Below are 717 nucleotides of genomic sequence, written 5' to 3'. Positions count from 1 at the left end.
CACATTCACAATACGATCTTTACCAAAAATGGAGATAAAGCGTTGAATCAAAGCAATACGCTCTTTTGTATCTGAATTGCCACGTTTATTGAGCAATGTCCAAACAATAGGTATCGCTATTCCACGATAGACGATGGCTAACATCAAGATATTGATATCTCGTTTTCCCCATTTCCAGTTGGTTCTATCCAAAGTTAATTGGACTTTATCGAATGAAAATATATTGAAAATTAACTGAGAAATTTGACGATAATTGAAATACTGATCTGCAAAGAAGCGTTGTATACGTCGATAAAATGATTATGGTAAGCACTTGATGGGCAAGGCTTTAGATGCAGAAGAAAGATTACATGTCTGTTTTACAATTAATGCCAGCATAATCAGTGTAAAACATTTTACATGTGACTTGTTCCACTTTAGATATTTGTTTAAGATGAGATGTAACTCATTGAAATGTGTCATCATATTCGTCGTCAGAAAACAAGTATTATGCCATTATTTCAATGAGTTATCTTTTTTTGTCGTGTACAAAGATGTTTATTAATTAATCAATTGCAGGAGATATTAAGACTTTTTTTGTAATTTTGAGTAAAGTTAGTTTTCTGGAATGTTTCATTTTCTCACTCTAAGGTAATCACGAGGGCACTGTTGCAAATAGGCTGACATGATAAGCTAAATATCTTATTTATTTCGAGATACAGCAGATGAATCCCTTCC

1 pseudogene is annotated in these 717 nt (G+C 32.8%); it reads right to left on the bottom strand.

What is annotated here, in order from left to right:
- Positions 1–462, bottom strand: a pseudogene (locus CDG56_RS16750) (IS4 family transposase); the annotation flags it as partial.
- Between the last annotated feature and the right edge of the window lie 255 nt (positions 463–717).

It is taken from the genome of Acinetobacter sp. WCHA39 (genome assembly GCF_002165385.1).
Classification (GTDB): domain Bacteria; phylum Pseudomonadota; class Gammaproteobacteria; order Pseudomonadales; family Moraxellaceae; genus Acinetobacter.
The sequence above is the reverse complement of the archived record's forward strand: the minus strand, read 5'-3'. Positions and strand labels throughout refer to the sequence as shown.